This window comes from Chitinophaga alhagiae (assembly GCF_003568665.1).
GTDB lineage: Bacteria > Bacteroidota > Bacteroidia > Chitinophagales > Chitinophagaceae > Chitinophaga > Chitinophaga alhagiae.
This window is the reverse complement of sequence record NZ_QXMH01000002.1, coordinates 1,210,750-1,231,433: the sequence shown is the minus strand read 5'-3', so window position 1 is coordinate 1,231,433 and position 20,684 is coordinate 1,210,750. Positions and strand designations below refer to the sequence as shown.

24 protein-coding genes are annotated in these 20,684 nt (G+C 54.9%); 2 read left to right on the top strand and 22 right to left on the bottom strand.

Annotated features, from left to right (window positions below; all coding sequences use genetic code 11):
* Nucleotides 1-35: 35 nt before the first annotated feature.
* The 5 genes from D3A97_RS15925 to D3A97_RS15905 form a co-directional block, all read right to left on the bottom strand.
* Nucleotides 36-380, bottom strand: coding sequence for a DUF1801 domain-containing protein (locus tag D3A97_RS15925; protein WP_119079452.1), 345 nt, complete (start codon nt 378-380; stop codon nt 36-38).
* A 101-nt stretch (nt 381-481) separates the two neighbouring features.
* The gene (locus D3A97_RS15920; protein WP_119079451.1) at nt 482-1,459 is read right to left on the bottom strand and encodes a GSCFA domain-containing protein; all 978 of its coding nucleotides are present in this window, start codon (nt 1,457-1,459) and stop codon (nt 482-484) included.
* A gap of 108 nt (nt 1,460-1,567) precedes the next feature.
* Nucleotides 1,568-2,422 (bottom strand): hydroxymethylglutaryl-CoA lyase, encoded by an 855-nt coding sequence (locus tag D3A97_RS15915; RefSeq protein WP_119079450.1) that lies wholly within the window; start codon nt 2,420-2,422, stop codon nt 1,568-1,570.
* 99 nt (nt 2,423-2,521) lie between these two features.
* Nucleotides 2,522-3,298, bottom strand: coding sequence for a 23S rRNA (guanosine(2251)-2'-O)-methyltransferase RlmB (gene rlmB, locus D3A97_RS15910; protein WP_119079449.1), 777 nt, complete (start codon nt 3,296-3,298; stop codon nt 2,522-2,524).
* Between the two features lie 19 nt (nt 3,299-3,317).
* Nucleotides 3,318-3,875: an NUDIX domain-containing protein gene (locus D3A97_RS15905; protein WP_119079448.1), complete on the bottom strand. Its 558-nt coding sequence runs from the start codon at nt 3,873-3,875 to the stop codon at nt 3,318-3,320.
* A 107-nt stretch (nt 3,876-3,982) separates the two neighbouring features.
* Here D3A97_RS15905 and D3A97_RS15900 point away from each other — a divergent pair, with 107 nt between their 5' ends.
* The gene (locus tag D3A97_RS15900; protein WP_119079447.1) at nt 3,983-4,519 is read left to right on the top strand and encodes a hypothetical protein; all 537 of its coding nucleotides are present in this window, start codon (nt 3,983-3,985) and stop codon (nt 4,517-4,519) included.
* Nucleotides 4,520-4,657: 138 nt separating this feature from the next.
* On the opposite strand, the gene D3A97_RS15895 is transcribed toward D3A97_RS15900, so the two are convergent.
* From D3A97_RS15895 to D3A97_RS15865, 7 genes are all read right to left on the bottom strand, one after another.
* Complete coding sequence (locus D3A97_RS15895) at nt 4,658-5,098, bottom strand: GNAT family N-acetyltransferase (RefSeq protein WP_119079446.1); 441 nt, start codon at nt 5,096-5,098, stop codon at nt 4,658-4,660.
* The gene (locus tag D3A97_RS24860; protein ID WP_157986578.1) at nt 5,085-6,020 is read right to left on the bottom strand and encodes a GNAT family N-acetyltransferase; all 936 of its coding nucleotides are present in this window, start codon (nt 6,018-6,020) and stop codon (nt 5,085-5,087) included. The genes D3A97_RS15895 and D3A97_RS24860 overlap by 14 nt, the downstream gene beginning before the upstream one ends.
* Entirely contained in the window at nt 6,004-6,915 is a 912-nt protein-coding gene (locus tag D3A97_RS15885) for an EamA family transporter (RefSeq protein WP_119079445.1), read from the bottom strand. Before D3A97_RS15885 ends, D3A97_RS24860 begins: the two co-directional genes overlap by 17 nt.
* A gap of 93 nt (nt 6,916-7,008) precedes the next feature.
* On the bottom strand, nt 7,009-8,436 hold the full coding sequence (locus D3A97_RS15880; RefSeq protein ID WP_119079444.1) for a pyridoxal phosphate-dependent decarboxylase family protein: 1,428 nt from the start codon (nt 8,434-8,436) through the stop codon (nt 7,009-7,011).
* A gap of 141 nt (nt 8,437-8,577) precedes the next feature.
* The gene (locus D3A97_RS15875; protein WP_232825984.1) at nt 8,578-9,078 is read right to left on the bottom strand and encodes a methylated-DNA--[protein]-cysteine S-methyltransferase; all 501 of its coding nucleotides are present in this window, start codon (nt 9,076-9,078) and stop codon (nt 8,578-8,580) included.
* Complete coding sequence (locus D3A97_RS15870) at nt 9,038-9,934, bottom strand: DNA-3-methyladenine glycosylase family protein (protein ID WP_119079442.1); 897 nt, start codon at nt 9,932-9,934, stop codon at nt 9,038-9,040. Before D3A97_RS15870 ends, D3A97_RS15875 begins: the two co-directional genes overlap by 41 nt.
* Nucleotides 9,935-9,987: 53 nt before the next feature.
* Entirely contained in the window at nt 9,988-10,461 is a 474-nt protein-coding gene (locus D3A97_RS15865; protein WP_119079441.1) for a DinB family protein, read from the bottom strand.
* Between the two features lie 96 nt (nt 10,462-10,557).
* Here D3A97_RS15865 and D3A97_RS15860 point away from each other — a divergent pair, with 96 nt between their 5' ends.
* The gene (locus D3A97_RS15860; protein WP_119079440.1) at nt 10,558-11,976 is read left to right on the top strand and encodes an aminotransferase-like domain-containing protein; all 1,419 of its coding nucleotides are present in this window, start codon (nt 10,558-10,560) and stop codon (nt 11,974-11,976) included.
* Between the two features lie 52 nt (nt 11,977-12,028).
* On the opposite strand, the gene D3A97_RS15855 is transcribed toward D3A97_RS15860, so the two are convergent.
* The 10 genes from D3A97_RS15855 to D3A97_RS15810 form a co-directional block, all read right to left on the bottom strand.
* On the bottom strand, nt 12,029-13,147 hold the full coding sequence (locus tag D3A97_RS15855; RefSeq protein WP_119079439.1) for an ABC transporter permease: 1,119 nt from the start codon (nt 13,145-13,147) through the stop codon (nt 12,029-12,031).
* Nucleotides 13,147-14,253 carry an ABC transporter permease gene (locus D3A97_RS15850; RefSeq protein WP_119079438.1) on the bottom strand — a complete coding sequence of 369 codons (1,107 nt, stop codon included), beginning with the start codon at nt 14,251-14,253 and terminating at the stop codon, nt 13,147-13,149. Before D3A97_RS15850 ends, D3A97_RS15855 begins: the two co-directional genes overlap by 1 nt.
* 9 nt (nt 14,254-14,262) lie before the next feature.
* Nucleotides 14,263-15,012, bottom strand: coding sequence for an ABC transporter ATP-binding protein (locus D3A97_RS15845; protein ID WP_119079437.1), 750 nt, complete (start codon nt 15,010-15,012; stop codon nt 14,263-14,265).
* Entirely contained in the window at nt 15,009-15,923 is a 915-nt protein-coding gene (locus tag D3A97_RS15840; RefSeq protein WP_119079436.1) for an ABC transporter ATP-binding protein, read from the bottom strand. Before D3A97_RS15840 ends, D3A97_RS15845 begins: the two co-directional genes overlap by 4 nt.
* Nucleotides 15,924-15,930: 7 nt before the next feature.
* Nucleotides 15,931-16,827, bottom strand: a complete 897-nt coding sequence (locus tag D3A97_RS15835) for an HlyD family secretion protein (RefSeq protein ID WP_119079435.1) — start codon at nt 16,825-16,827, stop codon at nt 15,931-15,933.
* A gap of 11 nt (nt 16,828-16,838) precedes the next feature.
* Entirely contained in the window at nt 16,839-18,101 is a 1,263-nt protein-coding gene (locus tag D3A97_RS15830; RefSeq protein WP_119079434.1) for a TolC family protein, read from the bottom strand.
* A 47-nt stretch (nt 18,102-18,148) separates the two neighbouring features.
* The gene (locus D3A97_RS15825) at nt 18,149-18,757 is read right to left on the bottom strand and encodes a TetR/AcrR family transcriptional regulator (protein ID WP_119079433.1); all 609 of its coding nucleotides are present in this window, start codon (nt 18,755-18,757) and stop codon (nt 18,149-18,151) included.
* A 176-nt stretch (nt 18,758-18,933) separates the two neighbouring features.
* Complete coding sequence (locus tag D3A97_RS15820) at nt 18,934-19,407, bottom strand: acyl-CoA thioesterase (RefSeq protein WP_119079432.1); 474 nt, start codon at nt 19,405-19,407, stop codon at nt 18,934-18,936.
* A gap of 145 nt (nt 19,408-19,552) precedes the next feature.
* Nucleotides 19,553-20,314, bottom strand: coding sequence for a glucose 1-dehydrogenase (locus D3A97_RS15815; protein ID WP_119079431.1), 762 nt, complete (start codon nt 20,312-20,314; stop codon nt 19,553-19,555).
* A 62-nt stretch (nt 20,315-20,376) separates the two neighbouring features.
* Nucleotides 20,377-20,646 carry an ArsR/SmtB family transcription factor gene (locus tag D3A97_RS15810; RefSeq protein ID WP_119079430.1) on the bottom strand — a complete coding sequence of 90 codons (270 nt, stop codon included), beginning with the start codon at nt 20,644-20,646 and terminating at the stop codon, nt 20,377-20,379.
* Nucleotides 20,647-20,684 lie beyond the last annotated feature (38 nt).

Genomic DNA, 20,684 nt, shown 5'->3' with positions numbered 1-20,684 from the left:
AGGCCGCCCCTGTTGCAGGAGGCGGCCTTTTTATTTTATAGTGATGCGCTGGTCTTTTTCAGGAAATCGCCCAACTGCTTGTAGTCTACTTCCTGCCCTTCGGTGATGGTAGCCGTTTTGCGTTCGGGGCCTGACATGGATTTAAAATACCCCTTGATCTCCGGCAACGCAGTGGCATTAAAAAGCATAAAAGACAACTTGTCTTTGGCCGCATGTACAACGGCGGCATAGTGGCCGTTCTTCAGGTAGTGAGGCTTGCCGTATTGCAAGCGCTCCTCCACTCCCGGAATGGTTGTATGGATCATTTTACGCAGCGTTTCCGCTACTGCTACTTGCCATTTGGGTAATTTCTGAATATAGGCCGTTACTTCCTGGTTCATGTGATACTGTGTTTTTGTATACACAAAAGTAAGGGAAGCGCTTTGGGGAGAAGCGGTGCGGTTACGACATACTTAAGGTGAAATGCGACTTGTTGCGCCCGTTATTGCCCGCTGAAATACGCCCGCTCCCCGCTCATGTCCAGGTATGGGTGCGCCGCGGCCAGCGCGTCCACCTTTTTGGCATACGCGGCCAGGAACTGCCGGTGCTGCGGTGTTTGCGGGTTGAATGGGCGGTGCTGCCGCGCGCGGAGAATGTCTGCCACCTGTTTTTCCAGCTGCTGCGCATCGGGGTGCAGGCAGGCGGCGGTGAAATGCTGCCATACGTATTGAATGGCCAGCTCATTGGGGTGTACCAGGTCTTCTTTATAAAAACGGTAATCCCGCAGATCGTCTATCACCAGCTCATAGGCGGGGAAGTAAAACAGCCGGTCAAATTTATTGACGAGGTGATGCACGGCCTGCAGCAGGATGGCCTTGCTCAGGTTGTTTTCCACCACGCCATCCCGCGCGTACCGCACGGGGCTCACGGTGAACAGGATGTTGACCTGGCGGTTGGAGAAGAACAGGCGATGCATCATATTGTCCAGCGCGGCAATGATCTCGTCTGCAGACAACAGTTTTTTGTAGAACGATGCTTCGGGTACTTTATGGCAATTGGCCACCATGTTACCGGTTTCTTTCAACACGTACACATACGCCGAACCGAGGGTGATCACCAGCCAGTCTGCTTCTTGCAGCCGCCGGCTTGCCGCGGCCCGAGACGCGTTGATGTTTGCCAGCACGGCCTCCCCGTCCGGGCCGGAGAAACGGGAATGATGGTCCCAGCTATGCCAGAGGTCTTCATGCATAAAGAGGTCTGCCGCGGTGTAAGGCCGCCCGTCCATATAACCTTGCAGGCTTTGGGCAATGCTCAGCGGGTTGAACAGGATGCCGTTGGGGTTTACCAGCACGTTGAACTTGTGCTGCTGCATGCGGCCGCCTATTTCTTCAGCAAAGCAGGAGCCTGTCATCAACAATTTGTCCGCATACTGCACGGAAGGTTCCAGCGGCGCTACCGGGAAGGTCATTCTGAAGTTCATGCTGCGAAGTTATCAAATCAAATCTTTATGGAAGAGTGGAGGGTGATTTTGCGGGACGCCCGGCGCCAGCCGCTAGCGGAAAGCCGAACAGGAATTTTAGCGGGCCGTTCAGATCAAATCTTTACGGAACAGCTGCTCCGCTTTCTGCACGGCGTCCAGTATGTCTGTTATGTGAAAAGGCATGGGAACCTGGTGGCGGGCGCACCAGGCGGCCAGGTTTTCCGTGGCAATGTTCCCCACCAGCTCGTCTTGCGCCATGGGGCAACCGCCAATGCCTTTCAAGGCGCTGTCAAAGCGGCGGCAGCCGCTGTTGTAAGCGGCGGCTATCTTTTCTTCCCAGGCATAGGGCGTGGAATGGAAGTGCGCGCCGAACTCAATGCCGGGATAAGCGGGAATGAGGCGGGAAAACAGGGTGGCGATATTGTCCGGCTCCGCCACGCCCACGGTATCTGCCAGGGACAGGATGCCGATGTTCAGACCGGCAAAGGTTTCCGCCCACTGCAGCACCACTTCGGGGCTGTAGGGGTCTCCATACGGGTTGCCAAAACCCATGGAAAGGTACACCACCAGCTGTTTGCCGTTCTTGATGCACAGCTCCTGGATGGCCTGCACCTCCGCCAGCGACTGTTCAATGGTCTTGTTGGTATTGCGGAGCTGAAAGGTTTCCGAGAGGGAAAAAGGAAAACCCAGGTAATCAATGGCCTCGTACCCTACCGCCTCTTCCGCACCCCGTAGATTGGCCACAATGGCCAGCAGCTTTGTTCTATTGCCAGGCCGCAGGCCTTTCAGTACAGCGGCTGTGTCAGCCATCTGCGGAACGGCTTTGGGTGAAACGAAACTGCCGAAATCAAGCGTATCAAAGCCTATCTCCAGCAAAGCATTGAGGTAGTCCGTTTTGGCGGCAGTGCTGATCTGGTGGGGCCAGCCCTGCATGGCATCTCGAGGGCACTCTATAAACTTCATCTCTTTAGTTTTTTAAACACCTTGAAAAACGCTCGCCATCCTTTCAAAACCGGCTGCGCCCAAGCAGGTCCTTTCACTTTGCCTGACGCGGCCATTCCTTCACCCCACCTCCATCCGCTGCTTCATGGCCTCATACAGGATGATGCCGGCGGCAACAGACACGTTGAAAGACTCAAAACTGTTTTGCATGGGGATGTGGAACTGCCGGTCCGCGGCTTTCAGCAGCGCCGGGTACACACCTTTGTCTTCCGAGCCCATGATCACGGCCACCGGCTCCGTCCATGGCAGGCCGGCCAGCGTTTCCTTAGCCTCCATTTCGCTGGCTACTACCTGTATGCCGTTGAGGTGCAGGGTGTCTATGGCCTTCAGCAGGCTGTTCACCCGGCATACGGCAATTTTCTCCAAAGCGCCGGCGGAAGATTTGAGGGCTTCTTCGTTCAGGGCGGCAATGCCCTTGTCTGGTATAATGATGGCCTGGGCGCCGCAGCAAACCGCGCTGCGGGCAATGGCGCCAATATTGCGTACGTCTGTAATGCCGTCAAGAATGAGGAAAAGCGGTGTTTCTCCTTTATCTGTTACGTGGGAGATCACGTCTTGCAGGTCCAGGTAGGCCACTTTGGCCGTAACGGCCACCACACCCTGGTGGTTGGCCTGGGTGAGGCTGTTGAGCTTTTCAACCGGCACCGTATTGATGGGGATACGTTGCTCCGCGGCCAGCTGGCGGATCTGCGGGATAATGTCTCCCGTGGCGGTTTTCAGCAGGTAGATCCGTTCAATGGCCTTGCCCGAGCGCATGGCTTCCAGCAAGGGCTGGCGGCCGATGATCAGGGCGGATTGTTTCGGTTTGGGCGGCGAAGGTTTAAATCGATGGTTCATCAGCGGCAAAGATAACGCATCAAAGCTCCCCTTCCAGCATCATGAGTTTAATCTTTTGAATGGCGGCTACGGACAGGGAGTCTGTGATCTCGTGGTTTTTCACCATCTGGTACGCCTTTTCAAAGGGCAGTTGCAGAATGGCCAGCTGCTCCGTTTCTTCCGGCTGCGGCTCCCGCTGCTCCAGCCCGCGGGCCAGGAATACCATCCCAAACTCGTCAGACACAGAGTTGGACAAGTGCAGCTGAACAATGAGGTCCCAGCGGCTGGCCACCAGGCCGGTTTCTTCCAGCAGCTCCCTTTGCGCGGAGGCCAGCGGGTCTTGCCCCAGGGGGCCGCCCCCTTCGGGAATTTCCCAGCTGTAGGCTTCCAGGGCAAAGCGGTATTGCCCTACCAGCCACGTATTCCCTTCTTCATCCAGCGCCAGCACGCCAATAGCAAGGTTCTTGAAGTTTACTACCCCGTAAATGCCCGGCCCGCCAGATGGATTGATAACCTGGTGCTCTGTAACACTGATCCAGCGGTTGTCATACTGCAGTGCAGACGCCCTGACCTGCCAGGGATTTTGTTGTTGTTCCATTGAACAAAGAACGTGGAAAAAGCGATATATTTATACAAGATTTCAATTTCACTTCCCCCGGCCAAAGACTAGTTCATCAGGTTATTGTTCAGATAAACAAAACGCTAATGAAAAAATTCTACCTTATACTGTTACTCCTGGGCCCCCTTGTGTCTACCGCGCAGAGAAGAGAAAATTTTTCCAATGCCTACCTGGGCGTTATGCTGCACAACAGCCAGGCCGGCATTTCCCTGGTGAACTCCTTTGGTTTCATCAGGTACGCCGGTATAGGCGCGGGCGTGGATATCACCAGTTTCTGCAACTCCCTGATGGTACCCGCCTATTTTGACCTGCGCCTGAAATACCCCGTGGGCCGGTTTATTCCCTATGCGCTGGGGCAATTCGGGAAACCGCTGTATAACAAGGAAAATGCGCTCAGTTACCGGGAGGAAACGGGGTCCACCATTCCCATCAAACTCAACGGCCGCCACTTTTTTGGCACGGGGCTGGGTTTCCAGTACCGGGCAGACAAGGTATGGCTGTTTGCTTCCTATATCCGCCGGGAGTACCACATGCGCTATGAGGGCAAACGGGCGCTGCCGCATTCCTTTGACACGGAATTTCCCGCGGCGGCCAACGTTTTTATGGTAGGTTTTACGTTCTGAAGTAACAGGGGCTGGCAGAAAGCACCGCACGCAAATGCCGCCTGCATTGCGCCTGAAGCAGCGTAAGGCCAGCGATCCGCAAGCGTTTCCGCTGTAAACAGCAACGGGAACGTTTCCGCTCCCGCCCTGCCGTTATGGTTAAATGGAAAGATAATAGTAGTAAAACTCCTCATCCCGCTTAAACCCTTCATCTTCATACAACGCCTGCGCGGTGGCATTGGTAATATGCGTTTGCAACATAATGTACCGCGCGCCTGTTCCCTGCCCCAGTTCCCGGGATGCGCCTATCAACCGGCGGGCCGCGCCTTTGCGGCGGTGTTCCGGGTCTACGAACAGGTCATTCAATATCCACGCTTTTTTCATGCCTATGGAAGAGAACACCGGGTACAGCTGCGTGAAACCCAGCAGTTGGCCGGCTGATTCCGCTACGTAGATCACGCTGTCATCGTTCTTTAGCCGTTCCGCCAGGTAGGCTCTAGCCCCTTCCAGGTCCGGCGCCTGCTCATAATGCTGGCGGTAGGCGTCAAAGAGCGCGGCCAGGGACTGCAGGTGCGAGGTGGTTGCTTTAATAATTTGCATGAACGGGAAATATTTGGTTGAGATGATGATGAATGTGCCGCAGGTAATCTTCCGCCACGTATTGCAGCGTAACCGGCGCGCCCGGCCCGATTACGCAGATATGCCCAAGGGCGGCGGCGGGTATGAGGGGTAGCAGGCCGGCAATGTGCAGGTTCAATGCTTTCCAGAGCTGCACCAGCGCGGGCCACGGCTCGTGCTGGTATTGGCGCGCCTCCACCCAGAAGTCCTGGTTGTAGCCGGGCAGCTCCGAATATTCCGAATGCTGGGCGCGGATGAAGCGCGGGTAGTTGTTGGTAGCGGAATCTATGAGGTGGCCGAGTATTTCCTTACGGCTCCACTTGCCCGGGGCGGGCCGGGCGCCGGCCTCCTGTTCTGAAAAGCGCAGCAACTTTTCCGCTGTTTGCGCTACGGTTTGCCGCAGCTCGCGGGCCAGGGGAGCCAGCGGGTGTGCCGGCAGGTCAATGCCCATTTTGATATTGCACCTTTCGTAGCCGCCGCTTTCCAGCTCCATTTCCGCAAAGCCCAGCTTGCGGTACATGGCCACGGCGGCGGCCTGTTTGGTGTTGGAGTACAGTATCATACGGGTGTAGCCGGCCAGCGCGGCGCGCTCCATGATAGACGTTGCCAGCAGCCAGCCCAGCTTGCGGCCCTGGAAGGCGTTGTCTACCGCCATCTTCGTCATTTCCACCGTATTGTCATCCACCTGCTTGTAGGCCACGGTACCCGCTATTTCGTTGCCGAGGGCCACAAAAATAATCTCTCCGCCATGCGCCAGGATGTGCTCCTGCGGATGTTCCAGCACAGCGCGGTCTATCGGTTCCAGCGTATAGTTGCTGGTGATCCACGCCTTGTTGAACTGCTCAAAGTAAGGCTGATAATCCGGGTGCCAGGCCAGCACCCTTGCATCATTTGCTGCGTTCATAACTTTTATTCTTGTTAAATGCGTTGTTAACGAGGTATACGCCCAGCAGGGTCACCAGGCAGGAAACCCCTATTGTCCAGCTCAGTTTTTCACTGAGTATCAGCCAGCCCAGTATTACCGCCACTACGGGATTGACGTACGCATAAATGGAAACGAGCGAAGGCGGTAAATTGTTCAGGGCAAATACATAAGCGGAATAACTCAGCAGCGAACCAATGAAAATGAGGTACAGCAAGCTGCCCCACAGCTCCCCGGTGAAGCTGGCTATATGCAGCGGCTGGCCCATGAACAGGGAAATGACCAGCATCACAATACCGCTGAACAGCATCTGGAAACCGGCGCCGTACAGGTAGTTAACGCCCAGCGCCCACTTGGCCGTAAGCACGGAACCCAATGCCCAGAACACGCAGGCGGCGGTGATGAGCATAACGCCGAAACGGTACTGCGGGTCCATCAGCTCCCTGATATGATCGTAAAAAATACCGCCAATGCCCGCCAGCCCGATCACCATGCCGAGCACCAGCTGCACGGTTATTCTGGTGCGCTGTACCAGGAAGTAACTGAAAATAGTGATCCAGATGGGCACCGTGGCGGCAATGATGGCGCCCATGCCGCTGGGGATGTAGGCCATGGCCCAGGTCATGAGCCCGTTGCTGCCGCAGAGCATGAGCACCCCTATTACAAAAAGGCGGGAAAGCACCGGCAACTCCGGCAGCTTGTACCCCCGTATCAGGAAGAAAGCGGTGAGCAACAAACCGGCGGAGGTTTGCCGCAGGCCGGCCAGCAACATGCCGTGCATATGTTGTACGCCTATCCTGGCGGCCAGGTAAGTGGTGCCCCAGAAGATGCTCACTATCACCAATGCCACATAAGCGTTTATGTTGTTCTTTTTCATGACTTGTTTTTGATATGGTATTCCGTTATGGCAACAAGGTTAAATCAAGCAACGGGTGGATACCCGTCGCCTTAACTAATATCAACCTCTAAATCAATTGTTTTCCAGGATGGCGGAAAGATGGGCGATCTCTGCAGCAACGGTTTCCAGTTCGTCCATCACCTTGTCAATGTCCTGGTCTGTAGTCCGCCAGTTGACCAGTGCCGCCCTTAAAGCCGGCAGGCCCTGGTATTGGGTAGGCGTTACATATACTACGCCCCGCATATTGAGCTTTTGCAGGAACAGTTGGATATGCTCCGCCAGCATTCGTTCTTCATGGTTCAGCGTAAAACATACCACGCAGAGCCGCACGGGCGCCAGCAGGCGGAAGCGTTTACTCTTCCGGATGCGCTCTCCCAGTTGCTGGGCCAGCCGTATGTTCTCTTCCACCATGTCCCTGTAACCTTCGGCCCCATAGGCCTTCAGAGAGAACCAGGCAGGCAGTGAACGCAGGCGGCGTGAGTTTTCCGGTGCGTAGTTGATGTAGTTGAAATGCCGGGAGGGGTCTCCCAGGTAAGCCGCGCCCGCGTTCTGGAACACGGCCAGCTGCAGCAATGGATGACGGGTGAATATCATGGCCGCATCGTACGGCACATTAAGCCACTTATGGGCGTCTATGGTAATACTGTCTGCCGCTTCCCAGCCACGAAGCAGGTGTTTGTACCGTGGACTGGCGGCCGCAAACCCACCAAAGGCGGCGTCTACATGCAGCCAGAAAGCGTGTTCTTTTTTCAGTGCCGCAATGGCGGCTATATCATCAAAATCTACCGTGTTCACCGTACCGGCGCTGGCCACATAAATGAACGGTTCCCCGGGGCGCGCGTTTATCCAGGCTTTGAGCGCGTTCACATCCACCGCTTCCCGTTCAGGCAGCGTGGGCAGCTTCACCAGCGCGTTGTGGCCCAGGCCGAGCATAGACAGCGCTTTGGCTATGCTGGAATGCGGGGTGGCGGCCAGTACCTTCACGTCTTTCAGCGCCCCGGCGCCGGCAATGTCTACATCTACCCCCTGCTGCCTGCCCAGCCACTGGCGCGCAGCGGCCAGCCCGGTGAAATTGGACATGGTAGCCCCGCTCACAAAGCAGCCCAGGAACTCTTCCGGCAAGCCGAACAATTGTTTCAGCAGGTCAAGGGTTTCTGTTTCTATATGGAAAGACACGGCGGACTTGTCTGCCGGGTTCATGTCTATAGTGCTGGTGATCCAGTCTCCCGCCAGGGCGGCGGGCGTTACGCCGCCTGTCACAAAACCGAAGTAGCGGGGACCGGCGTTGCCGGTCAGGTGATCTCCGAAGCGGTTGTCAAAATGCTCCAGCGCGGCGGCGGCGCCCATGCCTTTTTCAGGCAGCACCGAAGCCGGGAAGGCCGGTAGCGGCAAACTCACTTTCAGCTCGTTGATCCTGGAAAGGAAACCGCCCGCATAAGCGGCCGTTTGGGAAAGCAGTTCATTCAACTGTAAGAGGTCGTGGCGGAATGTTGCGTTCATGGTTCGCGGTTGTTAGGTCTCAATTTGACAACACAAAACTCCGCCATTTCTACATAAAAAAACAGATGCAGTTTTGTAAATTTTGACCATATCAGATGGACTGACAAGCAACCGTGATCCGTGACGAATGCGGTTCGTCATTCAGAAGAGCAGGCCGCCGCGCTCATGGTCCAGCAGCCACTGTTTGCGCCACAAACCACCCGCATACCCCGTCAGTTCGCCGCCACTGCCAATTACACGGTGGCAGGGCACTATAATGGCCAGGTTGTTTTTGCCGTTGGTAGTGCCCACGGCGCGGATGCTTTTTACATTGCCCACTCTTTTGGCAAGGGTCAGGTAGGTAATAGTTTCACCAAAAGGAATGGTGGTGAGCTGATGCCATACCGTTTGCTGGAACGGCGTGCCGGGTTGCTGCAGGGGCAGTTCAAAAACACGGCGTTTTTTTTCGAAATATTCCTGCAGCTGGCGTATGCATTCATGCAATAACGGCGGCGCGTCTGTGGTTTCCTCCCCTTCTTCTGTAAACAACACGGCGCTGATGTAGACAGCCGTGCCTTTGATAAGCAGGCGGCCTACGGGCGAGGGCATGCTGAGCATGTGTTCATTTGGCGTAGAGGGAACGCCAGCAGTAGAAGGTTGCATAGGCTGCGTGGTTTTGCCAGTGTTGCGTAATGTTCTTTACTTCCTGTATACCCGGTTTGGCGGGCAGGCCCAGGCGGTGCCGGAGCGCGTTGTGCAAGCCGGCGTCTTCCAGCGGCAGGGCCTGCGGGTGCTGCGCAAATTTCATGAGCACGTAGTTGGCGCTCCAGGGGCCTATGCCCTTGATGGCCACCAGCGTATCCCGTGCCTGCTCATAGGGTAATTTCATCAGCATATCCTCACTCAAATGGCCGCCGGCCATCAGTTGCGCAATGCGGATGATGCCTTCCGCCTTGGTGCGAGAGAATTGCATGGGCATGAGGTGTTCCGGGCGCAGCACGGCTATGACGGCGGGGTGCGGGTAAAGGTAATACGTGCTCCCCTCCCATGCTACCGCGTGCCCGAAGGCCTGCACCAGCCGTTGCTTCATGGTGTAAGCAAAGGCCAGGTTGATCTGCTGGCCGGTGATGGTCCAGGTGATGGCCTCAAAAAGGTCTGGTATGCCCACCAGCCGCAACCCGCTGAACGCCTGTACCAGCGGGCCTAGCAGGGCGTCCCCGGCGGCAAAACGGTAAAAGGGCTGCAGGCTGCCGTCCAGGTGCAGCCAGCGGTTGATGTAGGTCTTGATATATGCTTCGCCGTTAGCGTCCGTTTCACCGTGCAATATGTCTGCAACCAGTGCTTCGCTGCCCGGCGCCTCACTTATCCGCAGCAACACAGGATGGCCGCCGGGCGCCAGCAGTTTGTATACGGAGTCGTTCCGTACATAATGCAGGCATTCCCGAGGGGAACGGTTGAGGAACTGCAGGCTTTCGGCAAAGTTGAAATGTGCGTAATCTGTAACGGGTAACGTGATCATGATATTTTTGTATGCACGGGCCTATGACTGAATGTTTTTCAATCCTGTAGTACTCAGGAGGATTTTGTATGCACCAGCTGGAAAATGGTGAAGAGGTGATGCGCTTCGTGCAGGATGAACAGTTCTATCCACTGCGCCATGTCAAACCGCCCGTACACGGGGTGCGTACCGTAGCGGCGGAGCGCCTTTTCGTCCAGTCCGTCAATGAACGCTATCATGCTTTCGCGGTCTTTCCGGTAAACGTCCAGCAGCGCGGCATTGCGCACGTTCTTGTATTGGGCGAAGAGGTCGTCGTTCTCCCATACGTACCGTTCAAACACGGGCTCGTCTTCTTCCAGTATCCGTTTGAAGCGCTGCATGTACACAGGGTGAAACACGGCCAGGTGCGCCGCGTTCTCGAACGCCGTCCACTTGCCGGGACGGACTTCCCGCTGCAGGTGCTCCTGCGGCAGGTTGGCCGTTATTTCGGCCAGGGAAAGGTGCTGGGTGCGGAAACGGGTGTCTACGGAAAAAGGTAGTCGTGGCATGGCGGCTAAATGGTTAAATGAAAAATGAAATTAGGAAATTCCCGCCAAACAGATATCATTTCCGTAATTTTGACCATATCAGTACAAAACCGTGTTATGGACCATTTATACCTGCAGGTAGCAGAACGCATACAGGCCATGATCGAAAAGGAGGTGATCCGCATTGGCGACAAGCTGCCCTCCGTACGCTCTCTCAGCAAGGAGCAGGGCATCAGCATGAGCACCGTTTTCCAGGCGTACTACCACCTGGAAAGCAAGGGCTACATTGAGCCGCGGCCCAAATCAGGCTATTACGTGCGCTTTTCTCCCCGCCGCCTGCCGGAGATGCCCAAGAGCTGCCGGCCGGTAAAAAAGGCTACGGAAGTGAACGTGAGCGATATGATCACGGAAGTGTTCTACCATCTCAGCCCAGACGATGTGCTGCGCTTTTCCGTGGCCGCGCCGCATGAGAGCCAGCTGCCCGCCGCCAAACTGAGCAAGTCCCTGATACAGGCCATGCGCAGCCTGCCCGCCAATGGCACCAGTTACGAAAACCTGCAGGGCAATATGAATTTAAGGCGGCAGATTGCCCGCCTGAGCCTGCAATGGGGCGGTACCATCACGGAAGAAGATATTGTGACCACAACGGGCTGTATGGACGCTTTAACGCTCTGCCTTTCCGCCACCACCCAGCCGGGCGATGTGATAGCGCTCGAAAGCCCGGCCTACTGCGGCACCTTCCAGCTGGCGGAAAGCCTGGGCCTGAAAGTGCTGGAAGTGCCTACCAACCCGGTATACGGGGTAGATCTCGAGTACCTGGACAAAGCTATTCCCAAGTTCAAAATAAAAGCCTGCGTATTTGTGACCAACTTCAACAACCCCATTGGCTCCTGCATGCCAGACAAGAACAAACGGGAGCTGGTGCGCCTCATGAACAAATACGATATTCCGCTGATAGAAGACGATATCTACGGAGATACCTACTTCGGCAAAACCCGCCCCAGCAGCTGCAAACAGTATGACCGTACCGGCAATGTGCTTTACTGCAACTCCTTTTCCAAATCCCTGGCCCCGGGCTACCGTGTGGGCTGGACCATGCCGGGCAAGTACAAGGACAAAGTGCTCCGCCTCAAGCTCAACCACTCCGTTTCCAGCGCCACGCTGCCGCAGGCCGCCATTGGCCACTTCCTGGAAAACGGGCGGTACGAGCACCACCTGCGCAACATCCGCACGCTGCTGCACACCCAATGCCTCCGCTACCAGCAGGCCATTGCGGACTATTTCCCTGAAGATACCTGTGTTACGCGCCCGCAGGGCGGCTATGTGCTGTGGCTGGAACTGAACCAGCGCGTGAACACCATTGAGCTGTACGAGCAGGCCATGAAACGCCGGATCAGCTTTGCGCCAGGGCGCATCTTCTCCCTGCAGGACAGGTACAACAACTGCCTCCGTATCAGCTTTGCCAACCCCTGGAGCAAACAGGTGGACGACGGGCTGAAAACCATTGGCAAGCTGGTACACCAGGCGCTGCGGTAAAAAAAGGCCAGGGCAAAAATGCCCCGGCCGTCCGTTTTCCTACAACTGTTTACTAAACCGTTTTACGGTAGTTCCAGATGGCCACACTGTTGACAGCTGCGGCCATCAGGAGCATGATGCCGAAATAATGCTGTATGTCCGCCCAGCCGCTCCCCTTCTGCATCACCATACGGATCACCTTTACAAAATACGCTACGGGGTTAACAAGCGTAAGCTGCTGCGCCCATGCGGGCATGCTTTCTATGGGCGTGAACAGCCCGCTCATCAGTATAAAAATGATCAGGAAGAACCAGGTGATGAACATGCTCTGCTGCTGCGTTTCCGTAAAGGTGGAAATCAACAGGCCCAGCCCCAGCATCACCAGCAGGTACACCGCCGCAAACAGGAACACCCAGGCAATGTTGCCCTCAAACGGCAGGCTGAACACCAGCTTGCCCACAGCGAGGCCAAAGGCCAGTTCAAACAGCGCTATGATCCAGAACGGCAGCAGCTTGCCGATAATAAAATGATGCTTGCGGATGGGAGTTACGTTCAGCTGCTCAATGGTGCCTATTTCCTTTTCTTTCACAATGTTCATCCCTGACAGGAACGCGCCAATAAGGGTTACCAGCACCACCAATATGCCCGGCACCATAAAGAACTTGTAATTGAGCGTAGGGTTGTACCAGTAGCGGTAAGTAATATCTATATGCTCCGGGCCGTCATCTTCATCCAGCGCCAGCCAGTCCATACGTACCTGCCGGTTGAACCGGCCAATGATGTTGGCGGCGTAACCATAGGCCAGGCCTGCCTTGCTGCCGTTGATGGCGTTTACGAGCAGTTGTACCGTGGCCTCGTTTTCCCGCACCAGGTCCCGCTCAAAATGCGGGGGAATAGTGAGGATGAGATCTGCCCGGTTGGCCTCCAGGTCTTCAAACGCTTCCTGCTGGCTGTAAGACTGGCGGTGCAGGGTAAAGTAACCGGAAGACAGCAGCTTGTCACGCAGTTGGCGGCTCCAGGTAGAGCCGTCATGGTCCACCACGTCTACAGACAGGTTCCTGATCTCGTAATTGGCCGCAAAGGCCAGCACCAGCAGCTGCACCACCGGCACCACAAAAATGATGGGCAGCATGGAGCGGTTGCGGAACACCTGCAGAAACTCTTTTTGCAATATGAAGAAGATGGTACGCATCAGCTTAAACGGGTTTTAAATTTGCGAACGCTCAGCACCAGGAAAAACAGCGTCATACCGCCCAGGATGAGCGTGGGCTGCCATACCTGGCGCAGGCCGGCGCCCTTGAGCATGATATCTTTCAGAATAATAATGAACCATTTGGCCGGTACAATATTGGCAAACACCTGCAGCGGCTTCGGCATACTTTCCAGCGGGAACACAAAGCCGGACAGCAAGATGGTAGGCAGCAGCAGGCCCATCATGGAAATCATCATGGCCGTTTGCTGGGAATTGGTGAGGCTCGATATCAATATGCCCAGGGAAAGCGCGGCCAGGCAAAACAGCAAACACTCCAGCAGCAACAGCAGCAGGCTGCCTTTTACGGGCATGCCGAATATCCAGAAACCCATGGCCAGTATGGTGAGCGCAATAATGAAAGACAGGGCAATATAGGGTATTACCTTGCCGGCTATGATGGTAAGGGGTTTCAGGGGAGATACCAGCAGTATTTCCATGGTGCCCAGCTCTTTTTCCCGGGTGATGGTAATAGATGTCATCATGGCGCTGACCAGCATCAGTATCAGTGTCATTACGCCGGGAACGAACAGGAACACGCTTTTCAGGGAAGGATTGTAGATCATGCGGGACGCTGTTTGAATGGTGAGCGGCAACGTAACCTTGCCCGTCATTTCCTGCTGGTATTGGAGAATGATGGCGTTGGCGTAATTGACCAGCGTAGTACCGGTGTTGGGGTCTGATGCATCTGTGAGCAGCTGCAGCGGGGCTTTGCGGCCGTGATAAAATTCATGGCCGAAGTTGGGCGGCAGTACCACCACCACTTTCACCTCTCCTTCCCTGAACACCGGCTCAATATCTTTTTCTGAGGCGAGGTAACGGTCTACCGTAAAATACCCCGAGGCGGTGATGCGGTCTGTCAGTTGGCGGCTGTAAGTATCCTTTGCCTGGTCAAGCACCGCAATTTTTACATTGCGCACTTCGTTGGTAATGGCAAAACCGAACAGCACAATGAGCACCACCGGCATGCCGAAGAGGATGAGCAGGGTACGCCTGTCACGGAAAATATGATAACATTCCTTTCTGACAAAAACGAGGAACTCGCGCATGATGATCGGTTAAGATGATGAATTGTTTTCTCCCGGTTTGGCCCTTGCCAGTTGTAGGAACACATCGTTCATGGATGCCGCCTGGTATTGCTCCTTCAGTTTGGCCGGCGTGTCAAGCGCCTTGATCTTCCCATCTACCATAATAGAAATGCGGTTGCAATATTCCGCCTCGTCCATATAGTGGGTGGTCACAAAAATGGTGACGCCGCGGTCTGCCGCCTCGTAAATGAGGTCCCAGAACTGGCGCCGGGTGATGGGGTCTACCCCGCCGGTAGGCTCGTCCAGGAATACAATAGACGGGTTGTGCAGCACGGCAATGGAGAAAGACAGCTTTTGCTTCCAGCCCAGCGGCAGGGAACTGACCAGCTGCCCCGCTTCCTGCTGCAGTTGCAGCTTGCCCAGCAGCTCTTCCGTTTTGCTTTTGATCTGCTGATGGCTGAGGCCGTAAATACCGCCGTAGAAGCGGATGTTCTCTTTCACCGTCAGGTCTTCGTAGAGCGAGAACTTCTGGCTCATATAACCGATGCGCCGCTTTACCTGCTCTGTTTGGGTGAAGATGTTGAAACCGGCTACGGTAGCCTCTCCTGAAGAAGGTTTCAGCAACCCGCAGAGCATGCGCATGGCGGTGGTTTTGCCGGCGCCGTTGGCCCCGAGGAAACCGAATATTTCCCCCTGCTCCACGTCAAAAGTGATGGCGTTGGTGGCTATAAAGTCGCCGAAGCGTTTGGTGAGGTTGCGGGTGATGATGGCTTTGCTCATACCGTTTCATTTTGTTCCTGCATCAGTTGCATAAAAGCATCTTCAATGCCGGGCTGTGCGGGTTTGATCACCAGGTTGCCATGCTGCAGCGGGGTCAGGTAGGCCTGCACCTTTTCTACCGGTACATGTAGTGTTACATGCAGGTATTCCCCAAAGGCGAAACAGCTGTCTGTTCCTTCAAAAGCCCGCAGGTCCCGGATGAGACGGAACATATTGTCCGCCCGCATGGCCCATATCTTTTTACCGTAGCTTTTTACAATGTTGCCGGGCGTGTTGATCTGCATGATCTCCCCTTTCTGGATGAGCGCCACACGGTCACACAGCATGGCCTCGTCCATGTAAGGCGTGGATACTAGGATGGGGATGCCTTTCTGCCGGAGGCGCTGCAGCATTTCCCAGAACTCCTTGCGGGATACGGGGTCTACGCCGGTGGTAGGCTCGTCCAGGAACAGCACGGCGGGTTTGTGTACCAGGGCGCAGCACAGGGCCAGCTTCTGCTTCATGCCGCCGGAGAGCTTGCCGGCGGGACGGCCCTTGAACGGCGCTATCTGCTCGTAAATATCCTTGATAAGATCATAGTTCTCTTCCACGCTGGTCTTGAAAATGGTGGCAAAGAAGTTCAGGTTCTCTTCAATGGTAAGGTCCTGGTAGAGCGAGAAGCGCCCCGGCATATAGCCCACCTGCCGCCGGATGGCCTTGTAATCTTTCACCACATGCAGGCCGTTCACGAAGGCGCTGCCCTGGTCTGCCAGCAGCAGCGTGGCCAGTATGCGGAACAGGGTGGATTTCCCCGCCCCGTCTGGCCCGATGAGGCCGAACAGCTCCCCTTGTTCTACCGAAAAGGAAATATCGTGGAGGGCCTTTACATCCCCGAAACGCTTGTGTACGTTCTCTATTACGATGGGTTGCATAACGGGATTATTGCGTGATCCTTAATTCGCCGGGCATGCCTATTTTGAGGCTGCCGTCGTTTTGTACGCGTACTTTTACGGCATATACCAACTGCACCCTTTCTTCCCGCGTCTGGATGGTCTTGGGCGTAAATTCCGCTTCAGCGGCTATCCAGCTTACGGTACCGGGCCAGTTTTTGAGGCTGCCGTCCGGCATGTCTGTCTGCACCGTTACCTGCTGGCCGGTCTTCAGGCTCGGCAGCTGGCTGCCGCTTACATAAGCGCGGAGATACATGGTGTTGAGGTCCGCAATTTTATACAGCGGCTTGCCATAATTCACGACCTCTCCATTTTCTACATATTTGGTAAGCACGGTACCCGCCACCGGGTTGATAACACGGCTTTGCGCCAGTTGCTCGTTCACCTGCTCTACCTGCAGCTGAAGCGGCCGGGTTTCGCTGGTGATGCCGCTTACCTGGGTATGCAGCGTGGAGGCGGTGGAAGCATATTGTTTTTCCAGCACGGCAATGGCCGCATTGATATCGTCCAATTGCTTGGGTGTGGCCGCGTTGGCCTTCAGCAGGTCCTGGATGCGCCGCCTTTCCTTTTGCTGGGTGGCTATCTGCTGCCGGATCACTTCCAGTTGGGGGTTCACTTCCGGCTTTTTACTCAGCACCGCCTTGATATTGGCGCCCAGCTGGGCCTTGCGCAAGTTAAGCTGCACGGAGTCTATGCCGCCCACCAGGGCGTTGGCGGCCAGTTGCATGCCCTCTTCCACGTTGAAGGTGAGCAGGTGGCCGGTGGCCTCGGCAGATACGATCACTTCCGTAGACTCAAAGTTGCCGTAGGCATCCGCGCCGTTGTTGCTGCCGCCGCAAGCGGCCAGGAGCGTTAATAGTGATATAGCCGTTACCGTTGTTTTCATCAGTGTATGTTTTAATTGCCTTTAATAACCTGATAATTCAATGTGGCGTACACCCATTGTACGTGGTGCGTTTTCTCCGCTATCACCGCCTGCGTTTCCGCGTGCAGGTCTGTGAGGTAGTCATGTACCGTCATCACCCCGTTGTCCAGTTGGGCGGCAGACACGGTGCGCACGCTTTTGCGCAGGGAAACAATTTCCTTGTCTTTTTCCAGCGCGGCCGCCAGGTTGCTGATCTCGGCAGACTGTTGCAGGAGTTGAGAACGGGTTTGCAGGGAAAAGGTCTCGGATTGCGCGGCCACGGTGCGCTCCTGCTGCTGGAGAATAGCTTTTTCCGTGCGGTTGTAATGCCAGTTCCAGAGCGTCCAGTTGAGGCGCAGGCCGCCGATGTAGTAGAAATCGAACTTGTTGTCCAGCATATTGAGGCCCGGCCGGCCGTAGCCTCCTGTTGCAAAGGCGCTCAGCCGGGGCATGCTGCGCGTGCCGGTAAGATGGCCCTGCTGCTGCAATACATCCGCCTGGTAGCGGTACAGCTGCAGCTCGGGGCGTTGCAGCTCACCGCCCTGCTGCGGCTGCGCGGCAGGCAGTTCCAGTTGTACATTGTCCCGTATATCCCTGCCCGTGAGCAAGGCCAGGGTTTGAACGGCGGCGTGCTTACCCGTTTGGGCCTCGTACACCTGCTGCTCCGTTCTCAGCAGCTCTGCTTTCAGGATGTCTACCTGGCTGGCCAGCGCCGTGCCATTGTCTACTCCGGCCTGCAGGCGCTCCTTCCGCTGCTTCACTTCCGCATGCATTTGCTGCCGGGCCGCCAGGTTCTCTTCCCATAGCAGGGCGTTGAAATAGACCTGCATTACCTGCTGGCGCAGCTTGTGCATTTCCACTTCCACCTTTTGCTGCTCTGCTTTCTGCTGCGCCAGCTGCAGCTCCCGCTGCCCTGCCGTGGCGCCGCCGTCCCAGATGGTCTGCTTCACCTGCAGCTCCACGTTATACTGATCTTTGGGAATGGTGGGGATGCTGACGTTGGGCAGCTTGATGGGGATGCTCACTACATCGGACTGGTAGGTGGCCTTGCCGCCCAGCTCCACCTGCGGCAGGTAGCCGGTTTTGATGTTGCGCAGCTGCAGGGCCGTTACCTCGTCTACCACCTGCTTCTGTTTCAGCATGGGATAATATTCCCGCGCGTAATGCCAGGCGGAATCCAGTGTGAGGCGCTGCTCCTGAGCATGTAGCCAGCCGGTGGCCAGCAGCCCCAACAGCAACAGGGGAAAGCATTTCATAATTAACTCTTTTATTTAACTATTTGGTTAATTCCATTGCAAAAAAATCAGGGCTGCAATGCGTGCATCACAAAATCCGTTACGAACTTCTTCCGCTCTTCCATCATCATGCCGAACTGTACGTCATTCACTGTAAAAGCCGCTTGCAGCAATGGTTTGGCAACAAACGGGAATATACACATGGAAATAATGCTGACCATCAGCTGGGGCGGGTTCACTTTTCTGAAGATGCCCTGTTCCATGGCGGCGGCTATTTCCTGCATGAACACCTGCACGTTGGGAAAAAGCGGTGCATGTACAAAACGCTGGATGATACGGTCAGGGTTCTGCTGTATTTCGTTCAATACAAACAGGGGCAGGTACGGATTATCACTCAGGGTGATGATGTAGTGGCTCACGGCCGCCCCTATTTTTTCCTCCACGGGCATTTTTTCCGCGAGTACGGCGTTCACCCTTACCAGTAGCTGGTCTATGGCCTCCCAGAACACTATTTCGAACAGTTTTTCCTTGCTGCGGTAGTAATAATGCAGCATGGCCTTGTTGATACCCGCCTCGTCCGCAATATCCTGCATCCTGGCGCCGGCAAGGCCCTTGTGCATGAATATTTTCCTGGCTGCTTCTATGATCTGTTGTTCGGTGGTGTTTAAGGTCTGCATCTTTAACTTATTTGTTTAACCATTTGGTTAACTCCGCGACAAAGGTATTAAAATAATTGAGCGGGCCAAATAAAATTTTGAAAAAAGCCGGGGCATGATTACCCCGGCGGCTGTTTTCCTACAACTGTTTACTTATTCGGTTCAATATTTTTAAAAGGGTGTTAACAAAAGATACCTCAGGCCGGCTGCCGCATAGCGGCCATCCGTTGCTCAAAGGTATCTGCCGGCAGCTGGTCCGCGGCAATCTGGGTCAGCAGTTCCATCATGCCCGCATCGTGTACGGCGCGGCGGCCGGTTTTCAGGTCTATATGGGTGAAAGTAGACCAGAGCAGGGATTTCACTTTTTTCTTTTCTTCGTCCGTCATCCACATTTCTACCCTTATCTGGCTGTCCGTAAAATCCAGCACGCGGGAAAAGATATACACCCGCTCTGCTACCAGCGCCGGTTTCAGATAGGCTACCTGGTGCTGGGTCACTACCCAGCCAAACCCCTTGGCCGCGTAGTCTTTCAGCTGAATGCCGTAAGCATCCACCAGGTGGTCTTCACGGGCATTCATAAAATAGTTGATATATGCAGCATTGTTCAGGTGGCTGAACGGGTCGCAGTCATTAAAACGGATAATGTAAAGGCTTTCCGGTTCTTTGGTCATATCACATGGTTTTAATGCTTCGAATGTAAAGAAAAAGCCGGGACCAGTGCGAAACTGCCCGGCCTTGTTCGCTAGTGTCAATCTGTTTTAAAAACGCATCAGGGTCAATACAACGGGACTATGAAACTATGCAGTCTTCCAAATTTTATCCTACCAGTTCATGAATGGTGAGCCCACCATCAATATTGTATTCTGCGCCGGTAATGAAAGAAGCGTCAGAGGAGGCCAGGAAGGCCACCAGTTTAGCTACTTCTGCCGATTGCCCGGGGCGGTTAAGCGGTATCCTTTCTGCAAACTTCTTACGGAACGCTGCTATGCTGTCATCGTCCATACCGGCTTTGGCCAGTATGGGTGTTACAATGGGGCCCGGGTTCACCACGTTTACACGGATGTTGCGGGAGGCCAGTTCACGACTTAACGTTCGGCCAAGGGAGTTCAGTGCGGCTTTACTGGCAGAATATACTGAAGACCCCGGCATGCCTGTAAAGGCATTCACGGAAGATAACAGTACGATGGAAGCGCCATCGTTCAGCAAGGGCAGAAATTTTTGTACGGTAAAAAAGGCGCCCTTGAAATTTATGTTCATGGTTTCGTCAAATTGTTCTTCCGTAACCTGCTCTACGGGCAGAAACGCTCCTATGCCGGCGTTGACGAACAGCACGTCAACCTTGCCATAGGCGGCTTTTACCTGTGCAGTGAGCTGTGCGGCATCGGTGAGGCTGGCCTGGTTGGCGGTAATACCCAAAGTACCGCTGCCCAGCGTGGCGGCAGCCGCTTCAACAGCAGTGCGGTTGCGCCCCGTGATCACCACCTTTGCCCCCCTGGCTATGAACTCTTCCGCCGTAGCGTAACCTATTCCACTGTTGCCGCCGGTAATGACGGCCACTTTATTCTGTAAGGTGCTCATAAAAGTGTGTGTTAATTAATATCGATTTATTTAAAAACTTCAATGTATTAGTGCAAAAAAAATCAGCTGAGCTGTAAAAAGAACATGGAAAGGTGTTTCATCATTTCCTTGTTGATGGTCAATGTTACGTTCCGGCCCTCCTTGGTGCTGATGAGCACCCCGCTGTCTACCAGTATCTTGATGTGATGTGACACAGTAGGTTGCGAAAGACAGGTCAGGTCCTTGATCTCGCCGCAGCAGATACACTCCTGCCGTGCTATCTTCATGAGTATAGCCATCCGGTTTTTGTCAGCCAGTGCGTTCGCCGCTTTCTCAATCATCGCTGCGTCCATGATGCAAATATAGGGAGTTTTTTGAAATATCGAAATCC